Source organism: Alkalitalea saponilacus, from assembly GCF_900168165.1.
In the GTDB taxonomy this organism is placed as follows: domain Bacteria; phylum Bacteroidota; class Bacteroidia; order Bacteroidales; family Marinilabiliaceae; genus Natronoflexus; species Natronoflexus saponilacus.
The window spans coordinates 256,412-272,613 of sequence record NZ_FUYV01000004.1 but is presented as its reverse complement, the minus strand read 5'-3'; the positions used below and the strand labels follow the sequence as shown (position 1 = coordinate 272,613).

General features: G+C 39.8%; 11 protein-coding genes and 1 pseudogene. 6 read left to right on the top strand and 6 right to left on the bottom strand.

What is annotated here, in order from left to right; genetic code table 11:
* Positions 1-24 precede the first annotated feature (24 nt).
* The 4 genes and pseudogenes from B5X70_RS05535 to B5X70_RS05520 all read left to right on the top strand — a co-directional run bounded on the left by B5X70_RS05535 (position 25) and on the right by B5X70_RS05520 (position 6,155).
* Positions 25-1,440: a MiaB/RimO family radical SAM methylthiotransferase gene (locus B5X70_RS05535; protein ID WP_079556886.1), complete on the top strand. Its 1,416-nt coding sequence runs from the start codon at positions 25-27 to the stop codon at positions 1,438-1,440.
* Between the two features lie 65 nt (positions 1,441-1,505).
* A complete protein-coding gene (mtaB, locus tag B5X70_RS05530) occupies positions 1,506-2,753 on the top strand; it encodes a tRNA (N(6)-L-threonylcarbamoyladenosine(37)-C(2))-methylthiotransferase MtaB (RefSeq protein ID WP_079556885.1) in 1,248 nt (415 codons plus the stop codon).
* Positions 2,754-2,842: 89 nt separating this feature from the next.
* A pseudogene (locus B5X70_RS05525) lies at positions 2,843-3,604 on the top strand (MBL fold metallo-hydrolase).
* 193 nt (positions 3,605-3,797) lie between these two features.
* Positions 3,798-6,155, top strand: a complete 2,358-nt coding sequence (locus B5X70_RS05520; RefSeq protein WP_079556884.1) for a type IA DNA topoisomerase — start codon at positions 3,798-3,800, stop codon at positions 6,153-6,155.
* On the opposite strand, the gene B5X70_RS05515 is transcribed toward B5X70_RS05520, so the two are convergent.
* The 6 genes from B5X70_RS05515 to B5X70_RS05490 all read right to left on the bottom strand — a co-directional run bounded on the left by B5X70_RS05515 (position 6,152) and on the right by B5X70_RS05490 (position 13,731).
* Entirely contained in the window at positions 6,152-7,273 is a 1,122-nt protein-coding gene (locus B5X70_RS05515) for a CapA family protein (RefSeq protein ID WP_079556883.1), read from the bottom strand. The two genes, B5X70_RS05520 and B5X70_RS05515, sit on opposite strands and share 4 nt — an antisense overlap.
* The gene (locus B5X70_RS05510) at positions 7,263-8,564 is read right to left on the bottom strand and encodes a lipopolysaccharide biosynthesis protein (RefSeq protein WP_079556882.1); all 1,302 of its coding nucleotides are present in this window, start codon (positions 8,562-8,564) and stop codon (positions 7,263-7,265) included. Before B5X70_RS05510 ends, B5X70_RS05515 begins: the two co-directional genes overlap by 11 nt.
* A complete protein-coding gene (locus B5X70_RS05505) occupies positions 8,548-10,161 on the bottom strand; it encodes an asparagine synthase C-terminal domain-containing protein (RefSeq protein ID WP_079556881.1) in 1,614 nt (537 codons plus the stop codon). The genes B5X70_RS05510 and B5X70_RS05505 overlap by 17 nt, the downstream gene beginning before the upstream one ends.
* Positions 10,162-10,229: 68 nt before the next feature.
* A complete protein-coding gene (gene thiL, locus B5X70_RS05500; RefSeq protein WP_079556880.1) occupies positions 10,230-11,231 on the bottom strand; it encodes a thiamine-phosphate kinase in 1,002 nt (333 codons plus the stop codon).
* 6 nt (positions 11,232-11,237) lie between these two features.
* The gene (locus B5X70_RS05495) at positions 11,238-12,593 is read right to left on the bottom strand and encodes a C69 family dipeptidase (protein ID WP_079556879.1); all 1,356 of its coding nucleotides are present in this window, start codon (positions 12,591-12,593) and stop codon (positions 11,238-11,240) included.
* Between the two features lie 133 nt (positions 12,594-12,726).
* Positions 12,727-13,731, bottom strand: a complete 1,005-nt coding sequence (locus B5X70_RS05490) for a metallophosphoesterase (protein ID WP_079556878.1) — start codon at positions 13,729-13,731, stop codon at positions 12,727-12,729.
* A gap of 84 nt (positions 13,732-13,815) precedes the next feature.
* Here B5X70_RS05490 and B5X70_RS05485 point away from each other — a divergent pair, with 84 nt between their 5' ends.
* The gene (locus tag B5X70_RS05485; RefSeq protein WP_079556877.1) at positions 13,816-14,799 is read left to right on the top strand and encodes a Gfo/Idh/MocA family protein; all 984 of its coding nucleotides are present in this window, start codon (positions 13,816-13,818) and stop codon (positions 14,797-14,799) included.
* A gap of 60 nt (positions 14,800-14,859) precedes the next feature.
* Positions 14,860-16,194, top strand: a complete 1,335-nt coding sequence (gene ffh / locus B5X70_RS05480) for a signal recognition particle protein (RefSeq protein WP_079556876.1) — start codon at positions 14,860-14,862, stop codon at positions 16,192-16,194.
* Positions 16,195-16,202: the final 8 nt, after the last annotated feature.

Here is a 16,202-nt window from a genome sequence, read left to right as displayed (position 1 = left end):
CGTCTCTGCGTTAATATAATTTATATGAAGTATCATTTAGTAATATTGGGATGCCAGATGAATCAGGCCGATGCGGAGCGTGTTCAGGCAGTGATGGCAAAGATGGGGTATGAAGCAACGGAAAAGGAAGAAGATGCCAATGTGATTGGCATCATTGCCTGTTCGGTGAGGCAAAAGGCCATTGATAAGGTCTATTCCAAAATTGCCAAGTGGAACAAATGGAAGAACAAAAGGAATTTAATCACCTTTGTGTCGGGATGTATATTACCGGATGACCATGAAAAATTCCTGAAGCTTTTTGATTTGGTTTTTGATATGAAAGAGTTGGCCACTTTTCCTGCCATGCTCAGTCAATATGGAGTAACAACGCCTGTTTCCAATTTTGGCCGAATTAACGATGATGAACTCATTAAAGCTGCTACACCCGCTTCAACCGCCGAAAAATTGGGTTTTTCCGGTTTAAAGCCTGCATCTAAAGTGGCTGCAGCTCCTCAAACATGGGAAGTTGAACCTGTTTATAACAGCAGTTTTGAGGCTTTTATTCCCATTCAGAACGGGTGCAACAAGTTCTGCACGTTTTGTGCCGTTCCATACACGCGTGGACGTGAAGTGAGTCGTCCTTCAGCCGATATCATCGAAGAAACACGCAATTTGATTGAAAAGGGGTATAAAAGTATTACCCTGTTGGGGCAAAATGTGAACTCTTATGGCCTGGATAAAAAAGGGGAGGAGTTATCTTTTGCTCAATTGTTGGATGAATTAGGCAGAATGGCCGACGATTCCGGCAATGAAGTCTGGATATATTTCACTTCACCCCATCCGCGCGATATGTCGCGCGATGTGATTGAGGCCATTGCCCGCCATCACTCGCTGGGCAAGCAGATTCATTTGCCGGTTCAATCCGGCGACGATAAAGTGCTCATTCGTATGAACCGTAAACACAGCATGGAGCGTTACCGCGAAGTGGTGGGCTGGATTCATGAATTGATTCCTTCCGCCACGTTGTTTACCGATATCATTGTCGGTTTTACCGGTGAAACAGAAGAGCAGTTCGAAAACACGCGAGCGGCAGTTAGAGAATTCAAATATAACATGGCGTATATCGCCATGTATTCGCCACGTCCCGGCGCAGCAGCTTATGCATGGCAGGATGATGTCCCGCATGCGGAAAAAAAACGGCGTTATGCCATTTTAACTTCCGATTTGGAAGCGGTAGCCATTGAACACACCCAAAAATTAGAGGGAGAGACCGTGAGGGTTCTTGTTCGTGGAAAAGATAGAAAAGATGACTTTTTGAGCGGACATACTGAAGGAAAAATCACAGTCCGTTTTGCATCGGACGACGATTCGCTCATTGGCTCGTTTGTTGATGTTAAAATTGAATCGGTGAGGCCGTTTAGTGCCGAAGGGCAACTGGTAAAGGCAGAGGTTGAAATATAAATAAACGCAAAGACGCAGTGGCGCAAAGAATTTTATATCTTGCGTCTCTGCGTTTAAACAATAATATGAAGGTTGCATTTAAAACATTAGGTTGCAGATTAAACCAGTATGAAACTGATGCCCTTGCGGCACAGTTTAAAGGTAATGGTTACGAGGTGTCAGAAAAGGAAGAGGGAGCCGATGTGGTGGTGGTAAACACTTGCACGGTTACCAACCAGAGCAACCAGAAATCAAGATACGTTATCAGTCATGCCGGACGCATCAACCCTGATGCAAAAATGGTGATAACAGGCTGCATGGCTGAGAGCCATGCCAATCAGCTTCAAAAGAAATTTCCACAAGCAACCGTCATCAACAACAAAGGGAAAAGTGGAATTTTTCATAGCGTTGACTCGTTGGTAAAAACCGGGAATGCCGAACTATCCGGTGAGGATTATGACCTATTCAGTTACCAGTCGTTCACTGAAATGTTTCATACCCGCAGTTTGATTAAAATTCAGGATGGCTGCGATAATTTCTGTACATTTTGCATCATTCCATTTGTCCGCGGAAGAGCCATCAGCCGTCCTGTTGAACAGGTATTAGAAAATGTACGCGATGTTGTGGCAAAAGGAGCGAAAGAGATTGTGCTTACCGGTGTAAATATCAGCCGTTATGAATACGAAGGGGTGAAGTTTTCGGGTTTGGTAGATAAAATTCTGAATCTTGAAGGTGATTTTAGGGTACGCATCAGTTCCATCGAACCGGACCGTTTCGATGACCATTTTTTTACTTTAATAGGTCACCCAAAATTGGCGCCACACCTGCATCTTTGCTTACAAAGTGGTTCTGAGCGAATTTTGCTTCAAATGCGCAGGATGTATACTGTAAAGGATTATTTAAATATTGTAGAGAGGGTTCGGAAAGTTGACCCGGCATCTAATTTCACAACCGACATTATCGTCGGCTTTCCGGGTGAAACAGAGGAGGAGTTTGAAGAGACCATGAGCATTGCACGTGAAGTGGGTTTCGGACACATGCACATCTTTAAATATTCTGTGCGACAAGGTACCAGAGCAGAACGCATGCCAAATCACATTCCCGATAAGGTTAAAACAGAACGCAGTAAACGAATGCACGAGTTGGCAGAGGAGTTGACTGCCGCTTATCGGGCGCCTTTTGATAATACAGAGCAACGCATTCTGGTTGAGAAATGGAAAGATGGTGTGGCTTCGGGGTATAATGATTATTTTGTACCGATGGAATTTGCCTCAGATAACAAAAAACGAAATCGTTTTGAAGTTGTGAAGGCAAGGGTGAAGGATTTTGAATAGTGTAATAAAAAAAGAATTAACGCAGAGACGCAATGACGCAGAGTTAAATAATTTAAAATTCGAATTAACAGAAGTAAATAATCATATCAATGACCATCACCATTCTTGGTTCTGGAACTTCCCTTGGGGTACCCATGATAGCCTGCAAATGTAAAGTGTGTCGCTCCAGCAATCCCAAAGATAAGCGATTGCGTTCTTCGGTTCTGATTCAAACCAATGATAAAAATATTGTCATCGATGCAGGCCCCGATTTTCGCCAACAAATGCTCAGTTGCCAAATACCCCATCTTGATGCCATTCTAATAACACACGCTCACAAAGACCACACTGCCGGATTGGACGATGTGCGTGCCTTTAACTGGATTAATAATACACATGCCAATGTGTATGCCGAACCACCAGTCATTGAAAGTATTAAATAGGAGTTTGCATACGCATTTTCCGAATCAAAATATCCGGGACTGCCGGAAATTGTGCTTAATAGCATTGACGAAAAGCCGTTTATTGTTGAATCAGTTCCGGTGATTCCAATTCGCGTGATGCATCACCGCTTGCCGGTTTTGGCTTTCAGAATAGGCGATTTCTCATATGTTACCGATGCCAATCATATTCCCGAAGCGGAATATGAAAAACTTTTTGGCACCAAAATTCTGGTGATAGACGGACTAAGACATGAACCCCACATCTCTCATTTTACCCTTCAACAAGCTTTGGAAGTAATTGCCCGGATTAAACCACAAGGGGCTTTTATCACACACATCAGTCACCAATTGGGTTTGCACGATGAAGTAAACAAAACCTTGCCTGCCGGAGTGGAATTAGCCTATGATGGATTGGTGTTTAATGTTTAAAGATAATGACATGCCAACATCACGGTGCGCTGCACCACAGGGTTTTTGATGTAGCGGCAGCGCCGCGTGAAGTTTGTTGGTGCTTTTGCAAAATCTGCTTTATTATTGCAGGTACATATTGTTAAAAACTCTATTTCATTGCTTCGCTTAATTTGGTTATATTCGTGCATCAAATCCAAATGAAAAACTACCAATGAAGGTCTGCATAGCCGAAAAACCCAGTGTTGCTAAAGAACTGGCTCGCATTTTAGGTGCTACATCACGTAAGGATGGCTATTTTGAAGGAAATGGTTATCAGGTAACGTGGACCTTTGGCCATTTATGTACGCTTAAAGAACCACACGATTACTTACCCGATTGGAAACGTTGGTCTCTTGGAACACTTCCCATTATTCCGTCTCGTTTTGGCATAAAATTGCTTAACGACCAGGGAGTCATTAAACAATTTAAAGCTATTGAACAGCTGGTTAAAAATGCCGAAATGGTTATTAATTGTGGTGATGCCGGACAAGAAGGGGAGGTGATTCAGCGTTGGGTTTTGCAAAAGGCTGAATGCAAGTGTCCGGTTAAGCGATTGTGGATATCCTCTTTAACAGAGGAGGCTATCCGCGAAGGTTTTGAAAAACTGCATGCAGGAGAACAATTCGACGCTTTATATGCCGCTGGAAGTGCAAGAGCCATTGGCGACTGGCTTTTGGGAATCAATGCCACTCGTTTATATACCCTGAAATACGGTCAGCAGGGGCAGGTTCTATCCATTGGACGGGTACAAACCCCAACTTTGGCGTTGATTGTGGAACGCCAAAAGGAGATTGACAATTTCACCCCGCAACCTTATTGGGAACTGAAAACAGTCTATAAGGAGGTGACCTTTAATAATTCCGAAGGACGATTTACCAATAAAGATGAAGCTGAAAAAGCCATTGAAACCATCCGGGGTAAAGAGTTTGAAATTACCGGTTTTGGGCGTAAAAAGGGAAAGGAATCACCACCCCGGTTATTTGATTTAACGTCGCTGCAGGTGGAGTGTAACCGTAAATTTGGCCTTTCGGCCGATGAAACACTAAAAACCATCCAACTGCTATACGAAAAGAAATTGACCACCTATCCCAGAGTGGATACCACTTTTTTGAGCAACGATATGTATCCGAAAATAGGTGGTATTTTGAAAGGGTTAAAGCCCTATGAGGCTTTAACCACTCCTTTACTGGAGAAGAAAATCCCAAAATCGAAGAAAGTATTCGACGATAATAAAGTCACGGACCACCACGCCATCATACCCACCGGACAAAATCCCTCCTCATCACTAAGCAGAGATGAAAAACTCGTGTTTGATATGGTCACGCGCCGATTTATTGCAGCATTTTATCCTGATGCTGTTATCAATACCACAACAGTGGAAGGGAAAGTTGAAACTGTTAATTTTAAGGCAACGGGCAAACAGATTATTGAACCAGGCTGGAGGGTAGTATTGAAACAGGCAGGTTCAGGTAAAAGTGACGACTCCATTTTGCCTGAATTTACAAAAGGGGAGAAGGGTCCACATGAACCCGATTTGCAGGAGAAAGAGACCCAACCTCCAAAGCCCTTCACCGAAGCGACATTGCTAAGAGCCATGGAAACTGCCGGAAAACAGGTGGATGACGAAGAGTTGCGCGATGTGATGAAGGAGAACGGTATTGGCCGGCCCTCTACGAGGGCAGCCATTATAGAAACGCTCTTTAAACGAAAATACATCATCAAAAACAGAAAAAGCCTCGCACCAACTATTACCGGTATGCAGTTGATAGATACCATTCGCAATGAATCGGTGAAATCGGCAGAACTTACCGGACAGTGGGAAAAAAAGCTGAGAGACATTGAACATGGTAAATACGATGCAGGTGAATTTATGAATGAACTAAAGCAAATGGTTTCAGACATTGTTCATACGGTTCGTCGTGAGCCTACCATAAATAGAATAGAGGTAGTCCAGGAGGAGGATGGCAGAAACAGCAGGAAGGAAACTGCTACAGATGAAAAATCTGATGACGGTAAGTGTCCACGATGTGGTGAAGGAACTATGCTTAAAGGGAAGCAGGCGTGGGGATGTTCCCGATACAAAGAGGGATGTCAAACTGTGGTGCCTTTTGTTTTTATGGGAAAACAACTCACTCCAAACCAGATGGAAACACTCTTTAAAAAGGGCAAGACACCCCTAATCAAAGGGTTCGATGTTAACGGTGAAAAGGTGGACGGCATTTTAACTCTGGATGAAAATTATCAGTTACAGTTGGATAAGGATGAAGCCCCGGAGTGGAAATGTCCAAAATGTAAGGAAGGGCTTATTATTAAAGGCCGTTCGGCTTATGGCTGCAACAGATACAGCAATGGCTGCAAAGTACTTGTCCCTTTTGAATTGATGGGTAAAAAACTGACTGAAAAGCAGGTGCAGGACTTAGTTTTAAGAGGCAAAACCAACCAACTAAAGGGCTTTACAGATGCGAATGGTAACCCAAAAGAGGGAAAGCTTACCTGGAATGATGATTTTCAGGTGGTTCTGGAAGCTTAATTCTTTTTGAATGAATTAATAAGCTTATAATAAAAGGCTCCGAGGAAAACAGAACGTTGATTTTCATCCAATAATAACGTCAGTATTCTTTTGTAAGTCTTTATAGAAAACAAAATTCTGAAGACACTCTGGCTTCGCAATAACTGTTTCCCAACTGCTTGCTGTTCTGTAATATTTCTTTTATATATTACTCTGTAAGCATCTTTGATCCATTTATTATAATACTTATCAAATCGGGAAATGTGATCTATATGGTTTATAAAATCATCTGTATGAATCTTGATGGAACCACTTGAATAATCTATCTTTATTGGAGTAATGCAGTATGAAAATTTGTCCTTTGAAAACTCCATATTTAAAATAGCGCTTTCATTGACATAATCATATATCCGGTTATTCTCAATGTCAAATACAAAATTTCCTAGGGAATAAAATATTAATGTGTTATTAACTGTTTCAGCCCCTTGGAATGTATGTGAGTGATGTCCTATGATAATGTCAAGTTCATTTATTCTTGATAATTTCTTTAAATAATTTCGCTTTTCGGGAGAAGGGTATAAAGTATATTCCTCTCCACCATGAAAATTGAGGACTACATAATCAGCCTTTTCTTTAGCCTCAATAACTTTATCCTTTATCAGAGAAAAAGCACTCGATGAGAATACTCCTTCAGAACTTTTACTTGCATTTTTAATGGAATGATCGCAAATACCTATTAAAGCAACTATTACATAGTTGTTTTTTAAATAAACAATATTTGATGCCTCATGTATGTTTTTTCCAGCTCCAAAACATATGGACTTATTTTCTTCAATTTTATTTATAGTATCTGAAAATCCATTAACTCCACAATCGAAAATATGATTGTTTGCTAGATTAAATACTTTAATATTTCGATGACAGAGATAATTAATGGTATTTCCCGGACTTTTCACCACTATATTGCGACAGGTATCAGTTGCTGCACCTTCCAGATTGCAGACGACATAATCCTTGTTTGATAAAAGTTTTTTAATCTCTTCTGTAAATATCTCTTTATTATCAGATACTTTTTGATAAAATACTCCAGTAACACTCAAATCCCCGGTAAATGAAATATTTAATGAGTTATCGTCCATATTTATGTTCTTGATCTGCCTGTTTGGACAGTTTTATAAAATAAAAAATTAGAAAAGAATTAAAAATCATTCCTACCATTGAATAAAGCACCAATACATAAATGATATTGTAAAAATAATGGTATCCGAGAATTAACGCAGTTAATCTCAAAAGTAAAAGCAACAGATCATATATCACCAATGATCTCTGTTTACCTAAGATAACAATTAGTGATGATATGGGGGAGTTCAAAAACATCAGAAACAACCACGGAATAAGAAGGCGAGAATAAATACCTGTTTCAGTCCATTCACTTCCCAATATATACTCGAAAAAATAAGTTGATACAAACAATAATGGAAATCCTGTTAATGCAAGAAAAAAAAGTTTAATGTAGGTTTGCTTAACAAGTTCATGAAATCGGGAGGGTTCATTATTATAGGTTTCCGAAGCTTTATTAAAAAAAATTTGGCTAACAGCTTCACTGATTAATCCAATGGGGGTTTTTATCAACCTTACAGCAAGGCCAAATTGGCCTCCAATGGCCAGTCCAAAATATTTTGGAATTAGAATGTTCGGCAATTCATTAGACAGGGTGTTCGTGAATGTCAATAGTGTATTGTATTTTGGAATTTTCTGATACCTTTTTGCCAATAACAATATTCGGTTGATTGATATATGATGTGCATTTCTCCTAATTGACTTTGAAGCTGAATAAATAGTGTGAAGAAATCCCATCAATTGGCCTGCAATCAAACCTGGAATGAGTCCTAAATATTGAAGCGCAGAAAACCCGTTGATTAATTGTACACTGCTCATTGATATAGATTTATTTATCCGCACAAAAGAGATGCTCTTAAATTTCTTTTGTCGATTCAGCCAATAAGTAAGAGTGTTAAACATCCCATGTAAAAAAACTCCTAATGGTAATAAAAAAATGAATCTTCCAAGTCCGCCATTATCGAAAAGTCCATTAAAGAACTCATGATAAAGTATAATTATAAACAATGTAACCAAAGATAATACTGTTATGATGATGAAACAGAGAATCAATAAACTAACAGCATCTTTTTCTCGTTTAGGCAATAATATTGAAAGTTCGTATCGTAATGCAACTACAGTACTTAAGGTAAGTGTTATTGAAGAAAATAGTGTTAATGTTCCGAACATTTCATCAGTATAAACCCGACTAAGAACTGGAGTGATTAGAAATACAATTCCTTGCGCTATAGCTGAACCGGAAAGCAATGTCAGAAAAAACTTTAAATTCTGATTTGCAATTACTTTTTTTATCTTATTTCTTATCGCCATCACGAATAATTTGCCTTATTCTGTTTTTCATAAATGAAACATACCAGTTTGTAATTACAGCATTAAAACTTGATATGTTTTTATAATTAAAAGTGATCTCGTTACCCATTGGTTTTGTAATTTCGTAGTAATACATCCAATCGCTTTTTATCAACAATTTAATTCTCAAGTATTTCGGCAAGAATCCTTTAAACAAATCTTTAAATTGTTGAATTTTCATTTGATAGTACTTCGGTTGTAATTCTTTTTCGAGACACAGATCAAGATCTTCAAAATAGAAAGACTTTAAAATGTCGTCAAAAAGCATTTTAGCAATTTTATACTTGGCCGGAACTGATTTAAAAAATCCCATTATTTTATTATCCCAATAAGGAATTCGCATTTGATGTCCAAAATAATCAAAAACCGCAGCTGAATTTATTATGTGTTTTGCACTCTTTTCTTTAATATCTACATCTTCGAAAATTGAATAGGGGACATAGCCACCATTTCTGTCATAAGGCTTAAAACGATCTTCAATAACTTTAAATGCAGACTTTTTATATTTCCTTTGAATATTAGAAAAATTGAATTTCGTCTTAAAATAGTGCTCAGATAGTTCTTCTATTTCGATATTGCTATTAAAGACTTTAATAAATTGGCTTCCGCCGAGAACATCTCCTGAATGTCCCGGAATAAATACGGCATTATTCTTTATCAGATTCTTTTCTTTTAAATACTTTACGGCAAAATACTCCTGCATATAAGGCATGGAAGATATTTTTCCGGCAAATAACGCATAATCTTTAAATTGTGAGGTGTCATAATAATCTTTAATCAATTCCTGATTGTATTCTACAAAAATCCATTTATACCCAAGTCTTTCAGCTGTTGTTTTTGAGTTTTGAAGCTCGAAATTATTCTTTCGTCCATATGTGAAACAAACCACGTCGGTATAACCAAATTTCTTTAGCATCGCTGCAATTAAGCGTGAGTCATAACCACCACTGAGAGGCAGCGCAACCTGTCTGCCTTTCAAAGAGGTCATCAATCTCATAAAAGCTTGTTCAAAAGCCTTCCTTCCTTTTTCTTTAAGTGTTTCGTAGGGTAAGTCATCACTTACTTTTTTAGAAGCATAAGAAAAAAAAGAGCCCGACTCTTTTACGTTATTTTCTTCAATAACCAGATATTCTGCGGCAGGAACTTCATTTATTCCTTTAACTAAGGTTTTGCTTCCGATGGTGTAACCTGTTGATTTAAAAATGGCAGATTGAACTTCATCAACTTTGGCGTCACCCAACAATTTCATCAATTCATAGGGAATATCGCTAAAGACATAACCGTCGGTGTGCTTGCTGTAGTAAAGCGGAAAGAATCTTGATTTATCACATGCAATGCAGGTGATGTCATTAATTCTGACAACAACGGAGAAAACTCCATTGGCATTTTCTATTTTTTGTTTGAATTGATTAATATTCTCAATATTAGAAAAATAATTAATCAGTTTTTCTTCTTCGTAGTAATTGTCTTCTGAATCAAATAAATAACCTTTAGCTGATATGGATTCAGATGTGAACCATTTAAAGCCTTTATTATATAGAAGAATTGTTTTGACCATATCTCATATAACAATGAAGATGTTGTTTGCAGCAAATAGATAAAGGAATTGATTACAGTTATCTAAATCTACTCAAAGTGATTAAAACCTCCCTTTGAAATGACAACCTCCCGGTTGCCCGAGAACCATTTAAGCTTAGCCGATTCTCCGTTTATCCTTCCTATATTAAACAGCTTTTTGCCAAATTTATTTTCGAAAGAGTCGGATATATGTGGAAACTCTTCAGGGCTGATGGTTAACAAAAGGCAATAATCTTCACCACCGGAAGTAGCCAATTCAATGGGATTAAACTGATGTTTTTCAGCAATGTTTAATAACTGATGGGAGAGGGGTAGTCGTTTCAAATCAATTTCAGCTCCTTTTTTTGAGGCTTTTAAAATGTGGTTTAAGTCAGACGCGATGCCGTCTGAAACATCCATCATGGCATTTACACCCGATTGCTGTGCCAGCCAGATGCCCTCTTCCACATCAGCTTCCGGACGATTGTGTCTGTTAATGAGCCAATCTGCTTCCAGGCTGCTGTTTAACTCTCTTAATATTAACTGCAAACCAGTAGCTGAATCACCAAGCGTGTCGGTAACAGCGATGACATCACCAGATTGAGCCATTGAGCGCAATCTGGCTTTTCCCTTCTCTATTTTTCCAATCACACTGATGTTTATAATCAATTTATCAGGCGATTTTGTTGTGTCGCCGCCCATTAAGGGTAACCGGAATTTGTCACTCAGCGCATGATACCCATCCATCAGTTCGTCAAGGCATTCAACTTCAATATTTTCGGGAATGGCTACAGATAAAAAAGAGCCAACAGGACGTGCACCCATGGCCGCTACATCGCTTAGGTTTACGGCCAATGATTTGTAGCCCAGGTCGTAGGGTGATATTTTGTTGCGAATAAAATGAATGTCCTCCACCAGCATATCTGTGGTAATGACCAAATCGTGATTTTCATCGCAAGGTAAAACGGCGCAGTCATCCCCAATTCCCATGGAATTGGGACAAAGTAAATCCTTAAAGCGGTGTGCAAACCGCTCTATAAAACCAAATTCGCCTATTTCTGAAAGATACATGCTTTTTTAATGATTTATATTTTCCATGTTTTGTAACTCTTCAAGATATTCTCTCCACCTCCTTTTTGCTATAAGGCTTTGGCTAAAACAATAATCGGTAAGGTATTCAACGGCCAGTGCCGGATTGCTGACAAATAAAGCTCTGGCTGTTTGCTCCACAGCCGGAGCAAAACGGAGATATTTCTCTTCCAGTTCATGTCGTATTCTCATGCATTCATCCAAAATTGCCGAATCGGTTCGATTCGCGCATATTCTGTTGATTTCCCCAATAATATCATGCTTTTCCCTGAAAGATGGTGGGAACTCATCTATTCCAATGTAAAAAGGCTGAAAATTACCGATGGAATCACCGCCAACCCACAACCATACAACCCCTCCAATGGGTCGGGGCAACCAGTTTCGCAACTGCACAATAAAGGTGGAAACGGTTTTATCGGTATTAACCGAGTCCGTCTCTTCTCCATGATGGAGTTTTTTGGTCAGCTCTTTTACCGAGCGCAAACTAACTTTTTGCGACGGCTGAAAAAACAAAGGCAAGGAAACCGAATCGCTTCTCTGATGAATGGATGCATTAAACAAACCGGCCGTTTCACGAACAATTCCACTATTTTCATCATTGGACTGAGGGTCGGTATATGCATTTTTAAAATTAAAATCACGGTTCCTTCCATCAAAAAAACCCATTTCCCGAGCAAACGAAATAACATCCTGTGAGTAGAGTACATCATTGTTACGGCTGCTAATGGGAAAGCTGCCAATAGATGGTTCTATGCCATGAACCGCCATTCTGCCATCCGGAATCAATCGGGCCACCCATACCGCCCCCCGGTTCATAGCACCTTTACCGGTCATTTCCATCATCCACACTTCAGATGGGTCTGCGATGAAAAAACGGTATCCATTACCATTATAGCCATGTTTTTCGGCAAGTGCAGCAATGGTATTGATGGCATCATGTGCACTTGTTGAACGCTGTAGTGCAATCCTTTTCAGGTTTTCACCGTCAAGCATACCTTTTTGATTCCGTAACTCTTCTTTGGCTGAAAAGCGATGACCAATAATGGTTAATTGGTGTTCATTTGTATTGGCCAAAATTTGAAGTGTCCCATTTTTCTCCGGTATTTCTCCTATTTTCCCACCTGTTTGGGAAGAAAAAATCTCTTTTACTGAATTAGGAGAGGTCTGTTTTCGTTTAAAAAAAATATGCTCTTCAATGTCAATGCTATTTTGCAGGTTAAATTGTGCTACAAATACCGACCCGTCAGATGATGCATTATTGGTGACCACAACGGTCACCAATTCTCCACCTGTTAATGGGATTGATGTTATTATCAGTAGTATGAGAAGTATCTTTTTTATCATATCAATAGACTACCCAATTAGAAAAAATTGTGAAAAATCAGAGGATGATTTATACGGTCAAATCTTTGAGGTTTTCCGTTTCTGCATATTACATCACTTTGCAAATGTAATGTTCCTTTTTATGAATCAAAAACTAGCTGAGACGTGGTTGATAAATAAAGTTTAATTCATTAAGCGTTGATTCACCATTCCAGCAGTAGGCTGCTAATTGCCCGCCTCCGGCCAGACAATTATCAACACAACAGGCATTTGAAGAAACAATTAATGGCATATCTTTAATGCAGTAATGGCCAAAAAACACCGGCGGAGCAAGCTCATCATAAACTTCGAACGGAAATAGCAGCTGCTCAGGAACAGTGTATTCCGGTAATTTGAACCGGTTTCCAAAACTAAGTTCTCTGAATGTTTTTTGTATAGGCGAATTCCACCATTTTACTCTGAAATTGGTTCGCCTTACGTTTTTACTGTCTTTTATAATAAGGTCCTTAGGCAAATTCAATTCAATTCCACGTGTTGTTTGTCTCACCGCTTTGGCAAATGGTGTTTCATTGCGAACAATCTCCTTAATTAACCTTTTGGTTAGTTTGCCTTTCGTTATATTTTTATCTATTATCTGCACATGCTTATCACTCCAGTAGGCATGCACCACACGGAAAGGGCCGATTTCAATAAAAAAAGGAAGGGTTCGTAGCCATTTTATGGAGTCAGTTAGTTCGCTCTCACTGTTTTTGTACTGTTCTTTTATTTTCTCCATCTGTAGTTTATTGGATGATGGAGGTTGAAAAATTGGTTTCCCTTTCTTATTGTATGTGAAATATCCGATGGCATTCAATTCATGATTACCCAAAACGGCAAAGCCCGTTTTGTTTTCAACCATGTTGCGCACAAGTGAAAGAACTCCTTTGGTATCGGGACCGCGACTGATAAAATCACCTGCAAAGATTACTTTGCGTTCCGGGTGCTGCCATAATCCATCAATCTGCGTATATCCCATTACTTGCAACAATGATTCCAGTTCGGCACAATAACCATGCACATCGCCAATTATGTCGTAGTTGTCATCGGGGTTATTTTGTTTGGCTGTAAATTGTCGTCGTTTTATTAATTTGTTAAATAATTTATGCAGATATCTTTTCATATTCTTTCTTTAGTACTGAAATTTGCTAAAAAATATGCAATTTAGCATCAAACAGAGTGTAAAAATAATTCAAAAAATATTCAAATGGCTGTAAAACAAGTGAATTGGGGAATCATTGGTTGTGGTGATGTTACTGAGAAAAAAAGCGGACCGGCGTTTAATAAAATTGAGAAATCCCTTTTAGTGGCAGTCATGCGCCGTAATGAATCATTGGCTGCCGATTATGCCAAAAGACACGAAGTATCACGATGGTATTCAAATGCTTCGGAATTAATCAACGATCCAGGTGTTAATGCAATATATGTTGCCACGCCTCCTTCATCACATGCGGTTTACGCCATAGAAGCCATGAAAGCAGGAAAGCCTGTTTATGTTGAAAAACCGATGGCTGCCACCTATGCTGAATGTCAGGAAATGATGCAGGTTTCAGAGGAGACCGGCGTTCCATTATTTGTTGCATACTATCGACGTACCTTGCCCGGCTTTTTAAAAGTAAAGGAACTAATTGAAGAGGGACAGATTGGCCGACCTTTAGTGACCTCAATTCGTTTAATGCGGCCGCCGTTGTCGCAGGAGGCCGATGCAATCGCTCCTGCTTGGAGAGTTGATCCTAAAATTGCCGGAGGAGGAGTTTTTTATGATCTGGCCTCTCATCAACTTGATTTCATGGACTTTTTATTTGGTCCAGTTACTCAAGCGGAGGGGACTGCCGAAAACAGAGCAGGATTATACGCCGCTGAGGACACCATTGTGGCATCCTTAAAATTTGAGAATGGCGTGATTGGTTCTGGTATTTGGAGTTTTGTTACAGGCGAGTCGTCCCGAGAGGACAAAATGGAAATCATCGGCACCGAAGGAAAAATTGTTTTCTCGGGTTTTGGACATAACCCGATAGTTTTGGAGAAGGAATCGGGCAAATTGGAGTTTCCATATCTAAATCCTGAGAATATTCAATACAACCTGATCAAAGAAGTGGTTGAAGCCATTCAGTATAAAAGAACATGCGTAAGTACCGGCATAACAGCCTCCCGCACCAATTGGGTAATGGAGCAAATTGTATATGGTTAATATTAGAAATATTGGCAAAAAATTGCTATTTTTGCGCCAAATTTAAAGTATATAAACACGATGTTTGAAAATCTATCGGAAAGACTGGAACGCTCTTTTAAGATACTTAAAGGGCAGGGTACCATTACAGAAATAAATGTTGCTGAAACACTCAAAGATATTCGTCGGGCATTATTGGATGCCGACGTAAATTTTAAAACTGCCAAGACTTTCACCGAAACGGTAAAAGATGAAGCGTTGGGTCAAAACGTGCTGACGGCTGTCAAGCCTCAGCAGATGATGGTTAAAATTGTTCATGATGAGCTGACCAAACTGATGGGAGGGTCATCCACCGACATCAATCTTGATGGAAAACCGGCTGTTATTTTGATTGCCGGTCTGCAAGGGTCGGGAAAAACAACTTTCACCGGAAAACTGGCCAATTTACTAAAAAGCAAGCGCTCAAAAAACCCATTGTTGGTGGCAGGTGACGTTTATCGTCCCGCTGCGATTAATCAGCTCCAGGTTTTGGGCGAGCAAATTGGAGTTCCCGTATATACCGAAGAAGGCAGCAAAGACCCGGTTAAAATAGCCAAAGACGCCATCAAACAAGCCAAGCAAAACGGTAATGATCTTGTAATAGTTGATACCGCTGGTCGATTGGCCGTTGACGAGGAGATGATGAAGGAGATTACTGCCATTAAAAACGCAGTAAAGCCCCATGAAATTCTTTTTGTGGTTGACTCCATGACTGGTCAGGATGCTGTTAACACTGCCAAAGAGTTTAACAACAGGCTCGACTTTGACGGGGTTGTCTTAACGAAACTCGATGGTGATACCCGGGGCGGTGCTGCTCTCTCTATTCGAAGTGTGGTGAACAAGCCCATTAAGTTTGTTGGTACAGGCGAAAAGATGGATGCACTCGATGTGTTTCACCCCAATCGTATGGCCGACCGAATTTTGGGTATGGGTGACATTGTCTCTCTGGTGGAGCGTGCTCAGGAGCAATTTGATGCCGAGGAGGCTCAAAAGCTACAGAAGAAAATTGCGAAAAACCAATTCAGTTTCAATGATTTTCTGAGCCAGATTCAGCAAATTAAGAAAATGGGTAGTCTGAAAGACCTAGCAGGGATGATCCCCGGAATGGGAAAGGCCATAAAAGATATGGATTTTGACGATGATGCATTTAAGGAAGTAGAAGCCATCATCTACTCCATGACCCCTGATGAGCGTGAGAATCCAGCCATTTTAAATGGCAGCCGCCGCAAAAGAATCGCCTCCGGTAGTGGCAGTTCAATACAGGAGGTAAATCGCCTCATCAAGCAGTTTGAAGATACCCGTAAGGTGATGAAAATGATGAGTAAAGGAAAAAACCTTTCCAAAATGATGGCCAACCTGCCAATGGGAGGACGCTAAACCAAATA

Excerpts from the sequence above, each read along its gene's own strand:
- B5X70_RS05535 (WP_079556886.1), top strand. The coding sequence starts at position 25 with ATGAAGTATCATTTAGTAATATTGGGATGCCAGATGAATCAGGCCGAT.
- B5X70_RS05485 (WP_079556877.1), top strand. The coding sequence starts at position 13,816 with ATGGCTGTAAAACAAGTGAATTGGGGAATCATTGGTTGTGGTGATGTT.
- B5X70_RS05495 (WP_079556879.1), bottom strand. The coding sequence starts at position 12,593 with ATGATAAAAAAGATACTTCTCATACTACTGATAATAACATCAATCCCA.
- thiL (WP_079556880.1), bottom strand. The coding sequence starts at position 11,231 with ATGTATCTTTCAGAAATAGGCGAATTTGGTTTTATAGAGCGGTTTGCA.
- ffh (WP_079556876.1), top strand. The coding sequence starts at position 14,860 with ATGTTTGAAAATCTATCGGAAAGACTGGAACGCTCTTTTAAGATACTT.
- B5X70_RS05490 (WP_079556878.1), bottom strand. The coding sequence starts at position 13,731 with ATGAAAAGATATCTGCATAAATTATTTAACAAATTAATAAAACGACGA.
- B5X70_RS05515 (WP_079556883.1), bottom strand. The coding sequence starts at position 7,273 with ATGGACGATAACTCATTAAATATTTCATTTACCGGGGATTTGAGTGTT.
- mtaB (WP_079556885.1), top strand. The coding sequence starts at position 1,506 with ATGAAGGTTGCATTTAAAACATTAGGTTGCAGATTAAACCAGTATGAA.
- B5X70_RS05510 (WP_079556882.1), bottom strand. The coding sequence starts at position 8,564 with ATGGCGATAAGAAATAAGATAAAAAAAGTAATTGCAAATCAGAATTTA.
- B5X70_RS05505 (WP_079556881.1), bottom strand. The coding sequence starts at position 10,161 with ATGGTCAAAACAATTCTTCTATATAATAAAGGCTTTAAATGGTTCACA.
- B5X70_RS05520 (WP_079556884.1), top strand. The coding sequence starts at position 3,798 with ATGAAGGTCTGCATAGCCGAAAAACCCAGTGTTGCTAAAGAACTGGCT.